This is a genomic window from Chryseobacterium sp. JAH, from assembly GCF_001507335.1.
Classification (GTDB): domain Bacteria; phylum Bacteroidota; class Bacteroidia; order Flavobacteriales; family Weeksellaceae; genus Chryseobacterium.
Genome location: NZ_LMAH01000003.1, coordinates 1 through 18,258, shown reverse-complemented (window position 1 = coordinate 18,258; position 18,258 = coordinate 1). Strand labels below are relative to the sequence as shown.

Sequence of the window (18,258 nt, the reverse complement as noted above, 5' to 3'; positions counted from 1 at the left end):
AATAATGTCAGACAACAAAGTTATATTGAATTACGATGGTAATTCGTATGAATATCCTATCGTAGATAGTACAATCGGAGACAGAGGAATAGATATTTCAAAATTAAGAGACCAAACTGGTCTTATCACCTTAGATTTAGGATACAAAAACACAGGTGCAACATTAAGCGAAATCACTTATCTTGATGGTGACCAGGGAGAATTATTCTACAGAGGTTATCCTATCGAGCAAATTGCTGAAAAATCAAACTTTACTGAGGTAATGTACCTTTTGTTACACGGTGAATTGCCTACAAAAGAGCAATTTGAAACCTTCAACGGTAACATAAAAAAATATAACTTCGTAGCAGAGGAGATGAAAAAAATCATCGATGCTTTCCCTCGTTCTGCTCACCCAATGGGAGTTTTATCTTCTCTTACTTCTGCATTAACTGCCTTTAACCCTAAAGCTGTTAATGTACAGTCTAAAGAAGAAATGGATCTTGCTGCAGAATTATTGATTGCTAAATTTGCTCACCTTGCAGCTTGGACGTACAGAAAAACGTTAGGTTTACCTTTAAACCACGGAGATAACAGCCTAAACTATGTGGAAAACTTCTACAAAATGGCGTTCAGATTACCAAACGAAGAGTTCGAAATCAATCCTGTAGTGACTGCTGCTTTAGATAAATTATTAATCCTTCATGCTGACCACGAGCAAAACTGTTCTACATCTACTGTTAGAATGGTAGGTTCTGCTCACACAGGCCTTTTCGCTTCAGTTTCTGCAGGTATTTCTGCACTTTGGGGACCACTTCACGGTGGTGCAAACCAAGCAGTTATCGAAATGCTTGAATTAATTGAAAAAGATGGTGGTGATGTTAACAAATGGGTTGCTAAAGCGAAAGATAAGAACGACAGCTTCCGTTTGATGGGATTCGGACACAGAGTGTACAAAAACTTCGATCCAAGAGCAAAAATCATCAAAAAAGCTGCTGACGACTTGTTGAGCGCTTTAGGAATTGAAGATAAGGCACTTGATATTGCAATGCAGTTAGAAAAAGTAGCTCTTGAAGACGAATACTTCATCGAAAGAAAATTATATCCAAACGTAGATTTCTATTCTGGAATCATCTACAGAGCATTAGGAATTCCAACAGAAATGTTTACTGTAATGTTCGCATTAGGAAGACTTCCTGGATGGATCGCTCAATGGAAAGAAATGAGATTGAAAGGAGACCCAATCGGAAGACCAAGACAGGTTTATCAAGGAGCTCAAAAGAGAGATTATATTGATATTACAAACAGATAATATTAGTTTCTCCTATAAATTTAAAATCCCAAAGTTTTGCTTTGGGATTTTTTTTGTGAAATAAATCAGAAAGTGCAACGTCAAATAATTTAGTACTCTATTCATCAAGGAAAGTCCGGAGCAGCGGAAGGGTTGTAGGACAAATTTGAGTTCCTTATAAGTAGTTTATAGATGTATTGATTTTTATACGCAAAATGGAACTACAGTATTTCAAATATCATGTTGATAACGTTTTTGGTTGGTTCAAAAATCTTCTTTTTTCAATATTTTATCTTCATGCAATTAATTTAGATATAAATTAAGTCCTTATACTTTTTCTTCTAAAGATTTTATGATTTGACACCCTGATCAACACCGTTATTTATATCTGTGAAAAAGTAAATAGATAGATAGAATTTGATTATTTTGACAATAATTCAAACGGATATTTTAATCAAATATTCGATGGATTTTATTCAATATTAAATTTTTGACTTCAACGACGTTTCATTATATTTGTGGCTCATGCTATGTAAAAAACGCTCTATTTAAAGCCAATACATCAGAAGAATTTTTATGAAACTAAATATCAAAAACGAAACCGGCAAACTGAAGTCAGTGGTTTTGGGGCAGCCCAACTCAATGGGGCCAGATCCTACTTTAGAAGAAAGTTATGATGCAAAATCATATCATTCCATTCAACATAATATTTATCCGAAAGAAAAAGATATTATTGATGAAATGGAAGCTTTTGAAAAAGTTTTAAAAAAGTACGATGTTGAAGTTCTTCGTCCGAGTATTATCAAAGATTACAATCAGGTTTTCGCAAGAGATGTTTCGTTTGTCATTGAAGATAAAATGATTATTTCAAACGTCATCGCAGACCGTGCTGATGAACAGGATGCTTACCGTTCTATTTTTGAAAAAGTAAAATGGAGAGACATTATCAATCTTCCGGACACAGCTCACATCGAAGGCGGAGATGTTATCGTATGGAACGATTTTATTTTCATAGGAACCTGCTTTTCACAAGATTATCGTAATTTTAAGACGGCCAGAACCAATGAATATGCCATCGAGATCTTAAAAGAATATTTTCCTAAGAAAAGAATCTTGGATTTTGAACTCAAGAAAAATGACAGAGAACCTTATCAAGGGATTCTGCATTTAGACTGTACTTTCAATCCGATTGGTACAGATAAATGTATTATTTACAAAAACGGTTTTGTAGACGAGAGCGATTATAATTTAATCATCGATATTTTTGGGGAAGAAAACTGTTTCCACGTTACCGATGAAGAAATGTTTGAAATGTTCCCGAATATTTTCTCTATCTCTCCTGAGGTTGTTGTTTCAGACAGTTCGTTTACAAGAATGAATAATCACCTGAGAAACGAATGGGGAATGACTGTGGAAGAAATCCCTTACAGAGAGATTTCTAAAATGGGAGGTTTGCTGAGATGTTCAACAATGCCTCTAGTAAGAGAATAGATTTGATTTAATAATTTTAAATTAGAACAAAATGCAGACAACAGATACAGTATTAATGATAGAGCCGATTGCATTCGGGTACAATGCAGAAACGGCAGAGAATAACTACTTTCAGATGGAACAGAAAGGAGCAGATATTCAGTCAAAAGCTTTGGCGGAATTTAAAATTTTTGTTGAAAAGCTGAAGAGCAAAGGAATTAATGTCATCACAATAAAAGATACAATAGATCCGCACACGCCGGATTCTATTTTCCCAAACAATTGGGTAAGTTTTCATAATGACGGAAAAGTGGTTTTATATCCTATGTTTGCGTCAAACAGAAGAGTAGAGCGTAGAGAAGATATTATCGAAAGCATCAAAGATCAGGGTTTTGAAGTTGACGAAATCGACGATTGGTCGTTACCGGAAATTCAGGGTCACTTTTTAGAAGGAACAGGAAGTATGATTTTCGATCATGATAATAAGATTGCTTACGGATCAGTTTCTTTGCGGTTAGATGAAAATTTGTTCAGAGAATTCTGTGCGAAATATGATTTCATGCCAGTGGTTTTCCACTCTTTTCAGACGGTTGGTGAAGAAAGACTTCCTATTTATCACACCAATGTTATGATGTGTGTTGCAGATCAATTTGTGGTAATTTGTCTTGACTGCATCGATAACGAAGTGGAAAGAAGCAAGGTCATTGAAACCATTAAGAATTCAGGGAAAGAAATTATTGAAATTTCCGAAGAGCAAATGCAGCAGTTTGCCGGAAATATGCTTCAGGTTCAGAATAAAGATGGAGAAAAGTTTTTGGTGATGAGTCAGACCGCTTATCAGTCTTTAGACGCTGAACAAGTTTCAAATATTGAAAAATACTGTGAAATTATCTATTCAGATTTAAATACTATTGAAGTAAACGGTGGGGGTAGTGCAAGATGTATGCTTGCCGAAGTTTTCCTGCCTAAAAAATAATTCATTTTAATTTAATAAAATACAACTTCTGACTTTTAAATAGAGTCAGAAGTTTTTACTTTAGATTTTAAGGATATAATTCAGAGATCTTTAAATGATGATTATACTATGAATACAATCTTACAAATAGTGCTACTGGTACTTATATTTTCAAATTCGACGTTTTTAATGTTGGGAAAAAATATATTCTCGTTCAAAATTTTTAAATTAAGCTGGATTATTGCAATAATAGATATTCTATTAATCTGCTTCTTTTTTAAGTTCAAAGAATCTATGATTCTTTATATAGTATTTACCTTAATCATTGTAATATTTAGTTTAGGTCTAAACAATGCTGTTGACAGAAATAATTCTAACAATTTAGAAAATAATTTTTTAAAACATGATAATAGAAAACGATTTGCAATTTTTTTCGTTTATTTTTTACTGTTTTTTTTATTTATGCTTACAATTGGTGTTGTGAAAAATCTTTTATTTGATTCACCTATGTGATTACTCTAAACAATGTTTCTGATTTTAAAGCGATATTACAGAATCTAATCTGTGATTTCGATTTGTAAGTAAAAAATTACAACGAATAGAAGATAAAATAATTTAGTAAAATTTCCTTAATCATCTTTTGCGAAAAGTAAATTGATGAATTGAAACATACCGTTGCTGCGGATTTGTAATTCGTGATTAGTTTTCAGTTCTTTCAGAAATTCACCAGCATCTTTATAATTTTTTTTCATTCGCAAACCCCAAAACTTTAATTAAATTTGTCTTTAAGAAATACTACGATGCAAAAACATATTCTTTTGTTCGCTACTTTATTAGGGTTTTCGATGAATGCCCAACAAAAAACTTATTGTAATCCGATTAATATCGATTATGGTTACACACCTTTTGAAGTTTTTTCAAAACAGGGAAAACACCGTGCAACTGCCGATCCGGTGATTGTTAATTTTCAAAAAAAACTGTTTCTTTTTTCTACCAATCAGGAGGGTTACTGGCACAGCGACAATATGCTCGACTGGAAATTCGTTAAAAGAAAATTCCTCAGAGACAATAAATACACCCACGACCTGAACGCTCCTGCAGTTTGGGCGATGAAAGATACCTTATACGTTTATGGTTCAACATGGGAATCTGATTTCCCGATCTGGAAATCGACCAACCCAACGGTCGATGACTGGAAAATAGCAGTTGATACGCTAAAAGTGGGAGCTTGGGATCCTGCTTTTCATTATGACGAAGACAAAAATAAATTGTATTTATATTGGGGTTCCAGTAATGAATGGCCGCTTTTAGGTACAGAAGTAAAGGTTAAAAACTTACAGTCTGAAGGTTTTGTAAAGCCGATTTTAAGATTAAAACCTGAAGATCACGGTTGGGAAAGATTTGGGGAATACAATGACAATGTTTTCCTGCAGCCTTTTGTGGAAGGAGCGTGGGTAACGAAGTATAAAGACAAATATTACATGCAGTACGGCGCGCCGGCAACAGAATTCAGTGGGTATTCTGATGGAGTTTATGTTTCAAAAAATCCTTTGGAAGGTTATGAGTACCAGCAGCACAATCCGTTTTCTTATAAACCCGGAGGCTTTGCGAGAGGGGCGGGACATGGAGCAACATTTGAAGATAATTTTAAAAACTGGTGGCACGTCTCAACGATTTTTATTTCCACGAAAAATAATTTCGAAAGACGTCTGGGAATTTGGCCTGCAGGTTTTGATAAGGATGATGTGATGTACACGAATACAGCGTACGGAGATTATCCCACTTTACTTCCGCAGTTCGCTCAGGGCAAGGATTTCTCAAAAGGATTGTTCACCAATTGGATGTTGCTGAATTACAATAAACCCGTTCAGGTTTCGTCAACGTTAGGTGGTTATCATTCCAACAATGCGGTGGATGAAGACATCAAAACCTATTGGAGCGCCAAAACCGGAAAATCGGGAGAATGGTTTCAGACAGATTTAGGTGAAGTGTCTACCATTAATGCCATTCAGGTCAACTATGCCGATCAGGATGTTGAGTTTATGGGAAAAACCGAAGGCAAAATGCATCAGTATAAAATCCTGGGTTCAAATGATGGCAAAAAGTGGAAAGTAATCGTTGATAAAAGCAAAAATACCAAAGACGTACCTCATGACTATGTAGAATTGGAAAAACCCGCTGAAGCAAGATATTTAAAAATAGAAAACCTGAAAATGCCGACAGGAAAGTTTGCATTAAGTGGTTTCAGAGTATTTGGAAAAGGAGCGGGAGCAAAACCTGCAAAAGTTCAGAATTTTGTCCCGTTAAGAGCTGATGCAAAAAAATATGGTGAGAGAAGAAGCATTTGGATGAAGTGGCAACAGAATTCGGAGGCTGATGGCTATGTTATTTATTGGGGGAAATCTCCCGACAAACTATATGGAAGCATCATGGTCTACGGGAAAAATGAATATTTCTTTACAGGAGCCGATCGAGCAGATTCTTATTATTTCCAAATCGAAGCGTTCAATGCGAATGGTATCTCGGAAAGAACGGAAGTGGTGAAGTCGGAATGATTTATTTTTAAACTTTTAAAGGCAAAAAAATGATAAACGCTTTGAAATTTTTCAAGGCGTTTTTTTATTTAATGTGATTCAGGAATTTTTCGATTTTATTAATGATAAAAGGTGAATTCTTCTCATTCATCCAATCCAGATGTCCGCCGGGAAATTCGTAAGATGCATTCAGAACATTATTTTTATGTAAAGCTGAATCTAAAATTCCTTTCTGCGAAAGTGGAATCACCAGATCATTATTTCCGTAGAAAGAAATAGTGGGTGGAGAATTTTCATTGATCCAATAAACAGGATTTGGAATATCTAAGTTTGTAAGATCAGTTGGAGTTGGAGTTTTCATATCAATCATATGTTTTTCAACAAAATCATAATCGGAGTAATGAGCAAAATCTTTATGCAGTAAATCAGCTGGTCCTACAATATTAACGATCGCTTTGATTTTGTTATGATGTTTAAAATTAAAAAAAGAATTGTAGCCATATAACATTGATAAATGAGCTCCTGCGCTATTTCCCATTACAATAAATTTAAAATTTGGATGAAATCTTTTAACTAATAAACCGAGCGCGCTATCAATATCGTTAGTTTGGTTAGGAAGAACAAAAGAATGTACATCTGCTAAACGATAATTCATATTTGCAAAAGCATAATCCGGAAGTTTCTGCATTAATGACATTGTGAAAAATGTAAGATTAGATTTGTCTCCCGCCCTCCATCCACCACCATGAATGATGATGAAAATTCCTTTAATTGAATCTTTATTTTTTGGAATATATAAGTCTAATTTTTGTTGAGAATCTGTTCCGTAAGAAATATTCATCTCTTTATCAAACGAAATGTCTTTTCCGAGATTGACGCTTTTTTCTTCACAGCTGTAAAGAATTAAAATCATTAAAATTGAAGAGAGAAATTTATTCATACTCCTAAAGATAGAAAAACCCACCGGTTTCCCGGCAGGTTTCTCTTACAAAATAATATATGAAGAATGATTGTTTTATCTCGTTCTGCTTTTGATGGCATCAGACGCGCCTTCGATGTCTCTTACTTTTTTCACTTTCTGATTTCCGAAATTATAGGTGATGCTGAAGGTTCCGCCTCTTCTGAACTGGTCGTTTTTCACGTAATTGTAATTTCCGTTTGCCTGATAATCTTCAATTTCTACAATGTTAGTTCTAAGAACATCGGTAAGATTTAAAGCAAAGGTCCAGTCGTTCCAGTTTTTCTTAATGCTTACATCGAGGCTCATCAGGTTTTTCAACATTCCCAATTCAATTTGCTGCTTGTCTACAAAGAAATAATTCACGCCTAAAAACCATGTTTTCTTTTTATCTAAACGAATGGTATTATTCGTTTGAATCAAAATACTCGTTGAGCTGATTTTGTTTTCATACAGCGGGAATACATCTCCGGAAGTTGGGTCTATGCTCAGACTTCCATCATTTACATTTCTTTGTAAACCGATATTGAAGTTAGTGGTCAGATAGTTATTAAAAAATGTTTTTTGCATTCCCAACATCGCAGACATTTCCTGCTTATCGCCAAAATTGGTACGGATGTATCTCAATTGCTTGTAAGAATCCTGTACTGGAAGATTGGTTACAGGATCAAACACAACATTCCCGTCTGCATCTCTTCTGTCTTTTAAAATGTCTCTCTGTAAAGGCACCTGCGTAATTTTGTCTTTAAATAATGAATGGCTTAAAATCAAGAAATATGAATTTTTAAACATATACGTCAATTCATGACTGTAGGTGGATGATGCCTTTACAAATGGGTTGTTCTGAGTATAGTTGTCTTCTGTAAGAATGTTTCTCACAGGATTCAGCTCCCAGAAACTTGGTCTTCTCATTCTGCTTGAGAATGCATAAGAGATATTGTTTTTATCATTAAGCGCATAGTTCAAACTTAAATAAGGAAGTACGTTATTATAATTTCTCTCAATCTTTCTGTACTCAGGAGCGGCGTTGTCTGAGGTTCCCAAACTGTTGGTGATTTCATATCTTGTTCCTGCTTTTCCTGAGAATTTATCTGAGAATTTCTTTTCTAAAGTTAAGTAAGCACCGTAGATATTCTCATCATAAATAAAATGATTAGGTGCAAATTCAGGAGCCTCACCTTCTACGAACGTGTCGTTTTTAGTATCGTTATCGGTTTTTGTTTTATTAAAGTTTCCACCAATTGAAACTGTAAAATCATTCTTGAACTTCTGAATATAATCTACCGTAGCAGAAAAGTTGTTGATTTTTTGAGGCAGCGTTTGAATGATGGTTTGTCCAAAGCCTACATCATTTCCTAGGGCATCAGCAAAAAATGTTTTGTTATCGGTATACTGTAATCTTTTATAAGTTAGGTAGGCTGCATTTAGATTTAATTTACTTCCCAACGAATCTGTTTTTAATTCATAATTTAAATTAACCGAATTGTTGTAAGAACGCGCATCTTCATTATTTCTCGAGTTGGTATAGTTGGTAATGTAAGATTGTGTTTTGCTGTCTAAAGACTTTATGGTATTGAACAAATTAACCGTAGAATCGTAACTTCTGCCGGCATTAGAATTCCACGATAGTGCCAGGTTGCTTTTGTCAGTTAATTGATAGTCGAAATTCAGGTAGCCGCCGATGTATTGATTCGGGTCGTCAATATTTCCGGTAGATTCATTAGAAGAGGAGGCGTTTCCGTTTCTTAGAACGTAATGTTGCGCTTCAATATTCTCTCCACCGTACAGATTGGCGCTTATTCCGAATTTATCTTTTCTGTAGTTAGCCGAAAAACTTGCAGAGCTTGAATTGTATTTATTTTGCGAGTTAGACATTCTCATGTTTCCGTTCAGTCCGTCACTCATTTTCTTTTTCAGAACGATATTGATGATTCCATCGGATGCTTCTACCTGAAACTCACTTCCCGGAACAGTAATTACTTCAATTTTCTGAATATTTTCTGCGGGCGTATTTTTTAGAAACTGAGCCAAAGATTCAGCGTCCATATTAGATTTTCTGCCGTTAATGAAAATCAGCGCATTGTTTTTTCCTGTAATCTTTAACGTTTTATCATCCGTTGTAGATAAAAGCGGAGTTTGCTTTAAAAGGTCAAAAGTAGTATTTCCTTTGGTAACAGGTGAAGCGGCTACGTCGTAAACAAAACGGTCACTTTGTTTTTTGAAGACTTGTTTAGTCAAAACAACTTCTTCTATTTTTTTAGTTTTTAGAGTGTCAGATTTTTTTTCCTGGGCAAAAGTCAGTCCGGTGAAAAATATAGCAGCGATGAGAAGTGGTGTTTTCATGAGTTTGTTTTTTTTCTTTAGTTTAGAAGCTTGTATCTGTTATTATTTTACATTGCAAAGATATATAATTAATTTAGTATTATGCAATACAAAGTAGTTAATAAGTTTTTAATTAAAGTGTAAGCGCTTGATTTTGAGTTACTAAAATTTATTTACTGAATTTTTACTTCGGTAGGTTTCTATAATACTAGACAACCCGATGGCTCTTTTCGTTACATAGAAAAAGAAAATATTAAATTCACTTTTTTTTGATTAATTTAGAGTTCACAAAAAAACTTAATTATCTATGACAAAAATTTACTCATTAATCCAGGTTTTAATGATCCTCTTATCATGTAAGACCGATTCTTTTATCGATCTCGAAAATCAGCAGCAAGGAAATCAACAGACTAATTTCAACTTTGGAAATTCGGCGCAGAGAAATTTTCACGGCTTGGTTCTGTCAACAGACGGAAATCCGGTTTCGGGAGCAACGGTTACCATTGGTTCGTCAATTTTAAAGGTATTTTTGTCATTAAAAATGCTGATGTGAAAGACAATTTCGCTTACGTTAAAGTGACAAAGTTAGGTTTTGTAAACGGTTCACGTACAATGGTTCCTACCAGCGGAACTAACAGGATCAACATCATGATGATTCCTGCATCCAACACCGCAACGATTTCCGCAGGAGCCACAGCTACTGTAGCTTTACCCAACGAAACAAAAGTAAAATTCGACGGAAGCTTTAAAGATTCCAACGGAAATGCGTACAGCGGAAATGTAAATGTGGCCATGTTTCACCTGAAATCTTCAGATCAGTATCTCAATGAAATGATGCCGGGATCTTTTTTGGCCAACAGTACTGACGGAAGCGCAAGAGTAATGGAAACTTTCGGAATGCTATATGTTCAGTAACAGGAGCTTCCGGACAGAATCTTCAGATCGCGAATGGTCATACCGCTGAAATGACGGTAGCGATTGACGCTGCACAAACGGCAACGGCTCCTGCTGCCATACCTTTGTGGTCGTTCAACGAATTTACAGGAATTTGGCAGGAAGAAGGTTCAGCAGCAAAAGTTGGAAATACTTATGTAGGAAATGTAAGTCATTTCTCTTGGTGGAATTGCGATCTGCAGTCACCGCAGGCAATTTTAAAAGTAAACGTTAAGAATGCTGCAGGAATACCGATGGTTAATACGGTTGTTGCATTAAGAAGATCTGGACAAACTTATGATACATCAGGTATCACAGATAATTCCGGTGATGTTTCAGGATATATTCCGGTAAATAAAACTCTTCTTCTTAAAGTGTATGATGTTTGCAACACAGTGATTTATACTGCTAATCTAGCACTGGTTGCAGCGGGATCAACATTTGTTCTGCAAGATATTACCGTAACATCAACCGGAAAGTTCAGGGAAATCTGAAAACGTGTACCAATACTGACGTTACAGATGGTTATGCACTTTTAAGAATGGCATCGAGTTCCAATTTTTTCCAGTACATGACGGTTCCTATCACGGGTACAGGTAACTTTTCTTTTACTACATATACTTGTGCGCCGAATCCACAGTTTATCTTAGAAGGATATGATTATGCAAATCTGCAGACAACCGGAGAAATTTATTTTACTGCTAATACACCGGTAATGAATTTTAATAATTTGGTAGCGTGTAATTCGATCAGTGAATTTGTGAGTTACAAAGTTGATAACCAAAATGTAAAATATGTCTTAGGCAGCGCTATCGTCGCTGAATGGTACGGCCTTACATCAACATCACCCAACATGCCGGCAAAACAATTGAGAATTCATCATATGTTACCGTATGGAAATACATTTTCAATGACTCTTAATAATGTGCTTGGAGTACCGGGAAGTTTTAATACAGAGTATTCCTTTTATTTTTCAGGAGAAAATTTCACGTCCTCCAATGGAAATGTGGTTGTTCAGATCACTAATTTCGGAGCTGTAGGATCTTACATTGACTTTACAGTGAACGGAACCTATACAGGCCTGGTTGGAGCAAATCATACTTTTACAGCAACTGGGCATGTGAAAAGAGATCTTTAACTTCCAATGTCAGTAAAATAAAAGGACTTGAAAAAGTCCTTTTATTTTATTCTCTGTCAAAACGAGCCAGTTTCTTATCAATCCAAATAGTAGCAAAAGGAAAAAAAGCAGCAATCAATGCAAAGACTGTATCTTCATCGTCCCAATTGTAGATTTTTCTTATCGAAGGCAAGAACAGAAGGTAAAGTGTAAAAAACAATCCATGAATACTTCCGATTGTACTGATGTAAACAATAGGTAAAATTCCTTCAGGATCGATGCGTATCCAGGTCATAGCCGTGAAAAGGAATAACCATGAAATTGCTTCAGCCAAACAGATTTGCTTGAACCATTTGATAACTTTTTCCTGAGGATATTTGGAGAACAGATTTTCGAGAGAATTCATTTATAATATATTTTAAAGGATCTTTTAAATCCTTCGTTGATTGAATGCTGATTTGGAAATACAAAGTTACCGGAATTTATAAAATCACTAATTTTCTTTTCCAAGTGGGGAATAAATTTTTCATTTCTTGTATCTGTAAAATGGTGACTGAATTTTTCAATGACTAAATTCAGTTTGTCTTGTTCAAAATCGATGTTCACTGTAGCCTCCGTAAATGATTGACCGGATTGCTTTTTCTTTTTATAGTCTTTAGGATATTTAAACTTCTTAAAGAAAAGGTTGTTAAGTAAAGAGTCAGCGACTGTCTTTTCTCCTTCGTGTAGCCACTCTGTATGATCATTATACTCAAAAATAATTATTGGTTTTTTTTGAATTCGCTCAAAAATGGCTTGTTTCAAAATTTTATCAATCGCCTTTTTTCCAAATTTTTCCTCAGTCAATTTTGTCGAATAGATATAATAACATTCTCCCGTTGAATAAGTCCCAAAACAGTTGCCTGACCAAGTGCCACCATAATAGATATTTTGTTTTTGTAATAGTTTCCCTAATTCTTGAGTCGCGGGAAAATCAGAACCGCCGGGACCTGATGTAGAAATATATAATTTGTTTGTAATTTTAAAATCATTAACGGCTCTTATAGAATCTCGCGTGCAGCTTTCTGCACTTACTTTCATGATATTTGCTCGTAGCTGTTTATACTCAATTTCTCTTTGATTTTTTATCGAGTCTTCCACTGAAATTATCTGTGCAGAAACAACTGTATGAACAAATAAGACAAGTAAAAACAAAAATGCTTTCATGACGTACTATTATAAAAACTACTTCCATCCAAATACTCAAAAACTTCCGGCGGAAGCATAGGTCTCACATTCTTCCCTTCTTTAATCATGTTTCGGATTTCGGTCGCTGAAAGTTCAATTACTGGAGCTTTGATCATCGAAATATTTTCATGTTGTAAATATTCAGAATCTTTTTTCTCGCCTTCAAAAACCCTAGGATAAACGATAATGTGATGATTTTTAATTAAAAGATCAGAATTTTTCCATTTATGAAGTCCGTTGAGGTTGTCTTCACCCATGATTAAACTGAAAGAATATTCAGGGTGCTTTTCTTTCAGATAAGTCAATGTGTCGATTGTGTAACTTGGTGTAGGCAAAGAGAATTCTACATTTGATGCGCGCATCTGCGGATAATTTTTTACTGCAAGCTGTACCATATCGAGGCGGTTATGATCTTTGAGAAGAGATTTTTTTTCTTTAAAAGGATTTTGCGGACTTACCACAAACCACAATTCATCCATATCAGAATTCTCAAGAATATAATTGGCCAAAATCAAATGACCAATATGGATAGGATTAAAAGATCCGAAAAATAAACCGATTTTTTTCATGTTAGAAGTCAATTGTCAATTTTGCTTTGTTAGTGAATCTGCTACACTTGTCAATTTTAATTAAATGTCCTTAAATGTGATTTTAAAAATTCACCATTCATTTCAGAATAAAAATTGACTTACTCATCATCTCTAAATTTCACATCCCTAATGTTAAGATAATGGGTCACATTACCTTTCCAATGATTTTCTTCTAAAGTAAATGCGATGTCGAAAGATTTATTTCTGAAATCATCAGCAAACTGTCCCAGTTTAAAACCAACACATTCAATATTTCTTCCGGTTGATTCCTGTTTGACATAAAATTTAAGGTGATTGTTATCTTTCCCCATCGTTTTGAGGTAGCCCGCAATTTTCTGATTTCTCAAAACCAGATTAGGTTTCATATTATGTGGCCCAAACGGAGCCAGTTTTCTGTGAAAATTAATAAAATCCCGGTTGATGTCATCGATGTGCAGATCAGCATCAATAGTTATTGAAGGCTCTTTTTGATGATTTTTAATTTTTTCGGCAACGGTTTTTTCAAATTTAACTTTGAAGTCTTCAAACTTATCTTTTTCCATAGAAAGTCCGGCAGCAGCATGGTGTCCGCCAAACTTTAGAAAATATTCCGAGCATAAATCTAGTGCTTCATGTACATCAAAATCCGAAACCGATCTTGCAGAGGCTACCATTTCACCATTATTTCCGTCGGTGAAAACCAAAGTGGGTTTATAATAAGTCTCGATAAGTCTTGATGCAACAATTCCAATCACGCCTTTGTTCCATTCGGGATGGTAAACAATGGTGGTGTATTTTGTTTCCTGCTGAGATTCTATGATTTGTTTTAAAGCAGATTCCGTAGAAAACATATCCAGCTCTCTTCGCTCATCATTCAGATTCATGATGTCACCCACAATTTGCTGTGCATGTTTCAGGTTATCTGAAACCATGAGTTCTACTGCGGCTTTTCCCTGCGAAATTCTACCTGCGGCATTGATTTTCGGAGCAATTTCAAAAACAATATTTGAAATTTCAAAATGTGACAGTTTATCTTCAGGGATTAACAATCTTAAACCTAAATTTCGGGTTTTTCTCAGAACTTTAAGTCCCATTTTTGCCAAAACCCTGTTTTCACCGGTCATTGAGACAATATCTGCAGCAATAGAGATAGCAAGGAGATCGGTTAGCTCAAATAATTCAGTTTCTGGTATTTTGTAAATTGTATTCAGCCCTTGGCACAATTTAAAACCAACTCCACAGCCTGAAAGTTCCTTGAAAGGATATCGGCAGTCGCTTCTTTTAGGATCTAAAACCGCTACTGCATCAGGAATTTCGTCTCCTGGTAAATGATGATCACAGATGATGAAATCAATATTTTTATCTTTCGCATACTTTATCATGTCAATTGACTTGATTCCGCAGTCTAATGCAATAACCAAGGAGAAACCATTTTCTTTGGCAAAGTCTATTCCTTCAGTAGAAATTCCGTATCCCTCAGAATTTCTGTCGGGAATATAAAAGTCTAAATATTTTTTCTGAACTATCTTTCTTAAATAAAGGTACGTTAGGGCAACGGCTGTAGTTCCGTCGACATCGTAATCGCCGTAAACCATTATTTTTTCTCCGTTTTCAATAGCCGTTGCAATACGCTCTACAGCTTTCTGCATGTCTGCCATTAAAAAAGGATTATGAATATCTGCTAAATTGGGCTTAAAAAATTCGCGCGCTTTTTGATAATTGTCGATCCCTCGCAAAACCAACAGTTTGGATTCAAAAGTTCCAAAACCAAGCGACGAACTCAATCCATCAACAGTTTCTTCATCAGGTTCGGTTTTATAAATCCATTTTTGACTCATTTCACAAAAATAAGTAAAATTTATTTTAAAAACGAGTAGATTATAATCTTCGTAATCACTTGTGCAGCCTTTAGTAATTGTTTTATTTATTGGTGATTGTGTCTTTTTTAGTGATTAATTTAATAAATGTTTGTTTTTTTTAAATACTACGAAATCCAAATGAAAACTATTGTCGTACATACCATTAAACATCCTAAACCTTTTTAAAAATAATATTATGAAAAAAACAATTAATGTTTCTAATCAGGGAGCGACCCTAGATACCAGCAGAAGAAACTTTCTAAAACTAAGCGGCATTGGTATTGCCGTTGCCGGACTTACTTTGGTAGGTTGTGAAGATGACGACTTTGAATACAATGATAATAAAATATTTGATTTGGGTATGGGTGATGTAGGTGTTTTAAACTATGCATACGCTCTTGAGCAACTTGAAGCTGATTTTTACACAAAAGTGGTTAACAATTTCTATGCGGGAATCTCAAGTGTTGAAAAAGAGGTGCTGACAGATTTATATCATCATGAGGTTATTCACAGAGACTTCTTCAAAGCAGCAATTACTGGGGCAACAAACAATGTTTTACCTACACTTGAATTTCAGTATCCTAATGTAAATTTTAACGACAAAAGTTCAGTTTTGGCGACTGCTAAAGCTTTGGAAGACACAGGGGTAGCCGCCTATAACGGAGCAGGTAAATATATTACCAATCCTACCTATCTTGTGCTTGCAGGTAAAATTGTTTCTGTAGAAGCTAGACATGCATCTGCAATCAGAGACTTGATTAATCCTTTAACTGCAGCTTTTTCCGGAGATGATGTAGTAGATCCAGCTACTGGTCTTGATGTTGCTAAAGAGCCGAAAGATATTGTAATGGCAGCCGGAGGATTTATTAAAACCCCTTTTACTTGGAAAGAAAGAGGAATCAATTAACATTAATCATTTCAAAAATCTATTATTATGAACATTTTAAAATTATTAGATAAATTGTCTGACGATTCTTTTTATACAAAAAAAACGTCTAGATTAGATAATCTTTCAGATATTACATCGTTCGGTAAAAAAGCGGCATTAGCTGCATTACCTTTAGGATTAGGAAGTTTTATGGCGACTTCTGCCAAAGCGGAAACCAAAAATGAACCTGGCGTAGCAATGAAAAGTGCATTAACAGATGCATTGCAATTAGCGCTTACTTTGGAATACTTAGAAGACGAGTATTACCGAATTGGCCTGCAGACGGCAAATTTAATTCCTACAGGAGACAGAGCCGTTTTTATGCAGATTTCTAAGCATGAGGCAGCTCACGTTACTTTCCTGAAAGGTGCATTGAATTCATTACAAACTACTCCAGTTGCAAAACCTACTTTCGATTTTACAGCTAACGGTGCTTTTAGTCCATTTACCAATTATCAGCAGTTTCTTACACTAGCTCAGGCATTTGAAGATACGGGAGTGCGAGCGTACAAAGGACAGGCTGGAAATGTAATGTCAAATAAGGATGTGCTGCAGGCAGCTTTGCAAATCCATTCTGTTGAAGCAAGACATGCATCAATGGTTCGTAGAATGCGAGCCAATAAAGGATGGATCGAGTTAGGGAGTGGCGGCAGTGGAAGTGGAGGTATGCCTCCTGCAACAAATCCAGTTTATGCTGGCGAACAAGAAACTATGCAGGCGGGATTCAATACAGCGACCGCTTTTGGAGCTGCAGCAGGTTCAGCTGCGTATGACGAGATACTTACCGGTGCAGAAGCTACAGCAATTGCAACGCTTTTCATAGATTAATTTATTATATATAGTTTAGTTTAAATCCTTTTTCGGTAATTCTCCGAAAGAGGATTTTTTTTGGCCAAAAAGTATTATCTTGGCAACACTAAATTATATCATATGAAAAAAATTATTATTGGTGCATTTGTATTAAGCGCAATGCATGGTGTTCATGCACAGAAAATCAATCTGGGAAAAGCGACAGACATTGTTTCCAAAGGTGCGAAAGCTTTAACTTTTACCAATGAAGATGCAGTAAAACTTTCAAAAGAGTCTGTAGATTATATGGATAAGAATAATCCGGTGGCAGGTGCAAAAGATCCTTACACCGTGAGATTAAATAAACTTTTTGCAAAGCACAAATCTCAGGATGGACTGATTCTCAACTATAAAGTGTATAAAGTAAAAGACATTAATGCTTTTGCCTGTGCAGACGGAAGTGTTCGTGTATTTTCATCATTAATGGATATTATGACTGATGATGAGCTTCTAGCAGTGATCGGTCACGAAATTGGTCATGTTAAAAACCAGGATACAAAAGATGCAATCAAATCAGCATATTTAAAAGCAGCAGCGTTAGATGCTGCGTCTTCAGCTTCTTCGACGGTTGCCACATTGAATGACAGTCAGGTCGGTAAGATGGCGAATGCATTTCTTGATGCTTCTCACAGCAAAAAACAGGAATCCCAGGCAGATACTTATTCATACGATTTTATGAAAGCAAATAATTATAATGTAGTAGGTGCATACACTGCATTTAAAAAACTGGCTTTATTGTCTGAAGGAGGAACTGCTCAGTCTGGATTTCAAAAAATGTTCAATTCACATCCCGACAGCAACAAAAGAGCAGAGGCAATTAAAAAAAGAGCAGAAAAAGACGGATTGTGGAAGGATCCTGGAACTGTTTCTCTGCCAACAGCAAAGTTGACTAAGTAAATTTATGACTATATATAATAAGAGTTCGGGACTGCCGGACTCTTTTTTTTTGCCATATCTGTTGTAACAGAAATAATGTAGTTCTTCTTACTAAGGTCTAGAATGCACAATACTGTACCCGCACGTAAATGTTTAATCATTTTCGTTCCTATATATAAGAGTATAACGAAATAGCCAATTTATCTTTAAAGTTAAATTGTTTTTCTCTAGGAGCTTTTACCCGCTATGCACTGTATCTTTTTTAGATAGTCTCTGCGTTGCCTGTGGAATCTAAAAAAGGATGCCGTTTCTATCGGGGCTAGGGCAGCAGCACTGTAAGCTTTACAATCCCATAGATAATTTCTCAATCTCCCACACAATCATCGATCAT

General features: G+C 35.4%; 18 protein-coding genes. 11 read left to right on the top strand and 7 right to left on the bottom strand.

Annotated features, from left to right (window positions below; all coding sequences use genetic code 11):
- The first annotated feature begins 4 nt into the window (after positions 1 to 4).
- From AR685_RS07140 to ctlX, 3 genes are all read left to right on the top strand, one after another.
- Entirely contained in the window at positions 5 to 1,291 is a 1,287-nt protein-coding gene (locus tag AR685_RS07140) for a citrate synthase (RefSeq protein ID WP_047442236.1), read from the top strand.
- 555 nt (positions 1,292 to 1,846) lie between these two features.
- Positions 1,847 to 2,761, top strand: coding sequence for a dimethylarginine dimethylaminohydrolase family protein (locus tag AR685_RS07135; protein ID WP_047442235.1), 915 nt, complete (start codon positions 1,847 to 1,849; stop codon positions 2,759 to 2,761).
- Between the two features lie 31 nt (positions 2,762 to 2,792).
- Entirely contained in the window at positions 2,793 to 3,716 is a 924-nt protein-coding gene (gene ctlX, locus AR685_RS07130) for a citrulline utilization hydrolase CtlX (RefSeq protein WP_047442234.1), read from the top strand.
- Positions 3,717 to 4,324: 608 nt separating this feature from the next.
- Here ctlX and AR685_RS18330 read toward each other — a convergent pair.
- Complete coding sequence (locus AR685_RS18330) at positions 4,325 to 4,447, bottom strand: hypothetical protein (RefSeq protein WP_262483875.1); 123 nt, start codon at positions 4,445 to 4,447, stop codon at positions 4,325 to 4,327.
- A gap of 48 nt (positions 4,448 to 4,495) precedes the next feature.
- On the opposite strand from AR685_RS18330, the gene AR685_RS07120 reads away from it, so the two are divergent.
- Positions 4,496 to 6,250 carry a discoidin domain-containing protein gene (locus AR685_RS07120; protein ID WP_059124170.1) on the top strand — a complete coding sequence of 585 codons (1,755 nt, stop codon included), beginning with the start codon at positions 4,496 to 4,498 and terminating at the stop codon, positions 6,248 to 6,250.
- A gap of 64 nt (positions 6,251 to 6,314) precedes the next feature.
- Here AR685_RS07120 and AR685_RS07115 read toward each other — a convergent pair whose 3' ends face one another.
- Together AR685_RS07115 and AR685_RS07110 are read right to left on the bottom strand one after the other, a co-directional pair.
- Complete coding sequence (locus AR685_RS07115; RefSeq protein WP_228376406.1) at positions 6,315 to 7,142, bottom strand: alpha/beta hydrolase fold domain-containing protein; 828 nt, start codon at positions 7,140 to 7,142, stop codon at positions 6,315 to 6,317.
- A 102-nt stretch (positions 7,143 to 7,244) separates the two neighbouring features.
- Complete coding sequence (locus AR685_RS07110) at positions 7,245 to 9,530, bottom strand: TonB-dependent receptor domain-containing protein (protein ID WP_059124168.1); 2,286 nt, start codon at positions 9,528 to 9,530, stop codon at positions 7,245 to 7,247.
- Positions 9,531 to 9,816: 286 nt separating this feature from the next.
- Between AR685_RS07110 and AR685_RS07105 the strand changes: the two genes are divergently transcribed.
- Genes AR685_RS07105 through AR685_RS07090 form a run of 4 tightly spaced genes read left to right on the top strand, consistent with a single transcriptional unit; the run spans position 9,817 to position 11,580 of the window.
- Positions 9,817 to 10,062, top strand: coding sequence for a hypothetical protein (locus AR685_RS07105; RefSeq protein WP_059124167.1), 246 nt, complete (start codon positions 9,817 to 9,819; stop codon positions 10,060 to 10,062).
- The gene (locus AR685_RS07100) at positions 10,059 to 10,424 is read left to right on the top strand and encodes a hypothetical protein (protein WP_047442224.1); all 366 of its coding nucleotides are present in this window, start codon (positions 10,059 to 10,061) and stop codon (positions 10,422 to 10,424) included. The genes AR685_RS07105 and AR685_RS07100 overlap by 4 nt, the downstream gene beginning before the upstream one ends.
- 50 nt (positions 10,425 to 10,474) lie before the next feature.
- The gene (locus tag AR685_RS07095; protein WP_059124166.1) at positions 10,475 to 10,936 is read left to right on the top strand and encodes a hypothetical protein; all 462 of its coding nucleotides are present in this window, start codon (positions 10,475 to 10,477) and stop codon (positions 10,934 to 10,936) included.
- A gap of 47 nt (positions 10,937 to 10,983) precedes the next feature.
- Positions 10,984 to 11,580 carry a hypothetical protein gene (locus AR685_RS07090; RefSeq protein ID WP_059124165.1) on the top strand — a complete coding sequence of 199 codons (597 nt, stop codon included), beginning with the start codon at positions 10,984 to 10,986 and terminating at the stop codon, positions 11,578 to 11,580.
- 46 nt (positions 11,581 to 11,626) lie between these two features.
- On the opposite strand, the gene AR685_RS07085 is transcribed toward AR685_RS07090, so the two are convergent.
- The 4 genes from AR685_RS07085 to recJ all read right to left on the bottom strand — a co-directional run bounded on the left by AR685_RS07085 (position 11,627) and on the right by recJ (position 15,193).
- Positions 11,627 to 11,965, bottom strand: a complete 339-nt coding sequence (locus AR685_RS07085; RefSeq protein ID WP_059124164.1) for a DUF3817 domain-containing protein — start codon at positions 11,963 to 11,965, stop codon at positions 11,627 to 11,629.
- On the bottom strand, positions 11,962 to 12,765 hold the full coding sequence (locus AR685_RS07080; protein WP_059124163.1) for a hypothetical protein: 804 nt from the start codon (positions 12,763 to 12,765) through the stop codon (positions 11,962 to 11,964). Before AR685_RS07080 ends, AR685_RS07085 begins: the two co-directional genes overlap by 4 nt.
- Entirely contained in the window at positions 12,762 to 13,355 is a 594-nt protein-coding gene (gene nadD / locus AR685_RS07075; protein ID WP_059124162.1) for a nicotinate (nicotinamide) nucleotide adenylyltransferase, read from the bottom strand. The genes AR685_RS07080 and nadD overlap by 4 nt, the downstream gene beginning before the upstream one ends.
- A 119-nt stretch (positions 13,356 to 13,474) precedes the next feature.
- Positions 13,475 to 15,193, bottom strand: coding sequence for a single-stranded-DNA-specific exonuclease RecJ (gene recJ, locus AR685_RS07070; protein WP_047442219.1), 1,719 nt, complete (start codon positions 15,191 to 15,193; stop codon positions 13,475 to 13,477).
- A gap of 217 nt (positions 15,194 to 15,410) precedes the next feature.
- On the opposite strand from recJ, the gene AR685_RS07065 reads away from it, so the two are divergent.
- The 3 genes from AR685_RS07065 to AR685_RS07055 all read left to right on the top strand — a co-directional run bounded on the left by AR685_RS07065 (position 15,411) and on the right by AR685_RS07055 (position 17,888).
- Entirely contained in the window at positions 15,411 to 16,121 is a 711-nt protein-coding gene (locus AR685_RS07065) for a ferritin-like domain-containing protein (protein WP_047442218.1), read from the top strand.
- A 27-nt stretch (positions 16,122 to 16,148) separates the two neighbouring features.
- Entirely contained in the window at positions 16,149 to 16,970 is an 822-nt protein-coding gene (locus AR685_RS07060) for a ferritin-like domain-containing protein (RefSeq protein ID WP_059124161.1), read from the top strand.
- 102 nt (positions 16,971 to 17,072) lie between these two features.
- Positions 17,073 to 17,888 (top strand): M48 family metalloprotease, encoded by an 816-nt coding sequence (locus tag AR685_RS07055; RefSeq protein ID WP_059124536.1) that lies wholly within the window; start codon positions 17,073 to 17,075, stop codon positions 17,886 to 17,888.
- Positions 17,889 to 18,258: the final 370 nt, after the last annotated feature.

What these genes read in the sequence shown, in the direction of transcription:
- AR685_RS07140 (WP_047442236.1), top strand. Translation starts at nt 5, where the DNA reads ATGTCAGACAACAAAGTTATATTGAATTACGATGGTAATTCGTATGAA.
- AR685_RS07135 (WP_047442235.1), top strand. Translation starts at nt 1,847, where the DNA reads ATGAAACTAAATATCAAAAACGAAACCGGCAAACTGAAGTCAGTGGTT.
- ctlX (WP_047442234.1), top strand. Translation starts at nt 2,793, where the DNA reads ATGCAGACAACAGATACAGTATTAATGATAGAGCCGATTGCATTCGGG.
- AR685_RS18330 (WP_262483875.1), bottom strand. Translation starts at nt 4,447, where the DNA reads ATGAAAAAAAATTATAAAGATGCTGGTGAATTTCTGAAAGAACTGAAA.
- AR685_RS07120 (WP_059124170.1), top strand. Translation starts at nt 4,496, where the DNA reads ATGCAAAAACATATTCTTTTGTTCGCTACTTTATTAGGGTTTTCGATG.
- AR685_RS07115 (WP_228376406.1), bottom strand. Translation starts at nt 7,142, where the DNA reads ATGATTTTAATTCTTTACAGCTGTGAAGAAAAAAGCGTCAATCTCGGA.
- AR685_RS07110 (WP_059124168.1), bottom strand. Translation starts at nt 9,530, where the DNA reads ATGAAAACACCACTTCTCATCGCTGCTATATTTTTCACCGGACTGACT.
- AR685_RS07105 (WP_059124167.1), top strand. Translation starts at nt 9,817, where the DNA reads ATGACAAAAATTTACTCATTAATCCAGGTTTTAATGATCCTCTTATCA.
- AR685_RS07095 (WP_059124166.1), top strand. Translation starts at nt 10,475, where the DNA reads ATGACGGTAGCGATTGACGCTGCACAAACGGCAACGGCTCCTGCTGCC.
- AR685_RS07090 (WP_059124165.1), top strand. Translation starts at nt 10,984, where the DNA reads ATGGCATCGAGTTCCAATTTTTTCCAGTACATGACGGTTCCTATCACG.
- AR685_RS07085 (WP_059124164.1), bottom strand. Translation starts at nt 11,965, where the DNA reads ATGAATTCTCTCGAAAATCTGTTCTCCAAATATCCTCAGGAAAAAGTT.
- AR685_RS07080 (WP_059124163.1), bottom strand. Translation starts at nt 12,765, where the DNA reads ATGAAAGCATTTTTGTTTTTACTTGTCTTATTTGTTCATACAGTTGTT.
- nadD (WP_059124162.1), bottom strand. Translation starts at nt 13,355, where the DNA reads ATGAAAAAAATCGGTTTATTTTTCGGATCTTTTAATCCTATCCATATT.
- recJ (WP_047442219.1), bottom strand. Translation starts at nt 15,193, where the DNA reads ATGAGTCAAAAATGGATTTATAAAACCGAACCTGATGAAGAAACTGTT.
- AR685_RS07065 (WP_047442218.1), top strand. Translation starts at nt 15,411, where the DNA reads ATGAAAAAAACAATTAATGTTTCTAATCAGGGAGCGACCCTAGATACC.
- AR685_RS07060 (WP_059124161.1), top strand. Translation starts at nt 16,149, where the DNA reads ATGAACATTTTAAAATTATTAGATAAATTGTCTGACGATTCTTTTTAT.
- AR685_RS07055 (WP_059124536.1), top strand. Translation starts at nt 17,073, where the DNA reads ATGAAAAAAATTATTATTGGTGCATTTGTATTAAGCGCAATGCATGGT.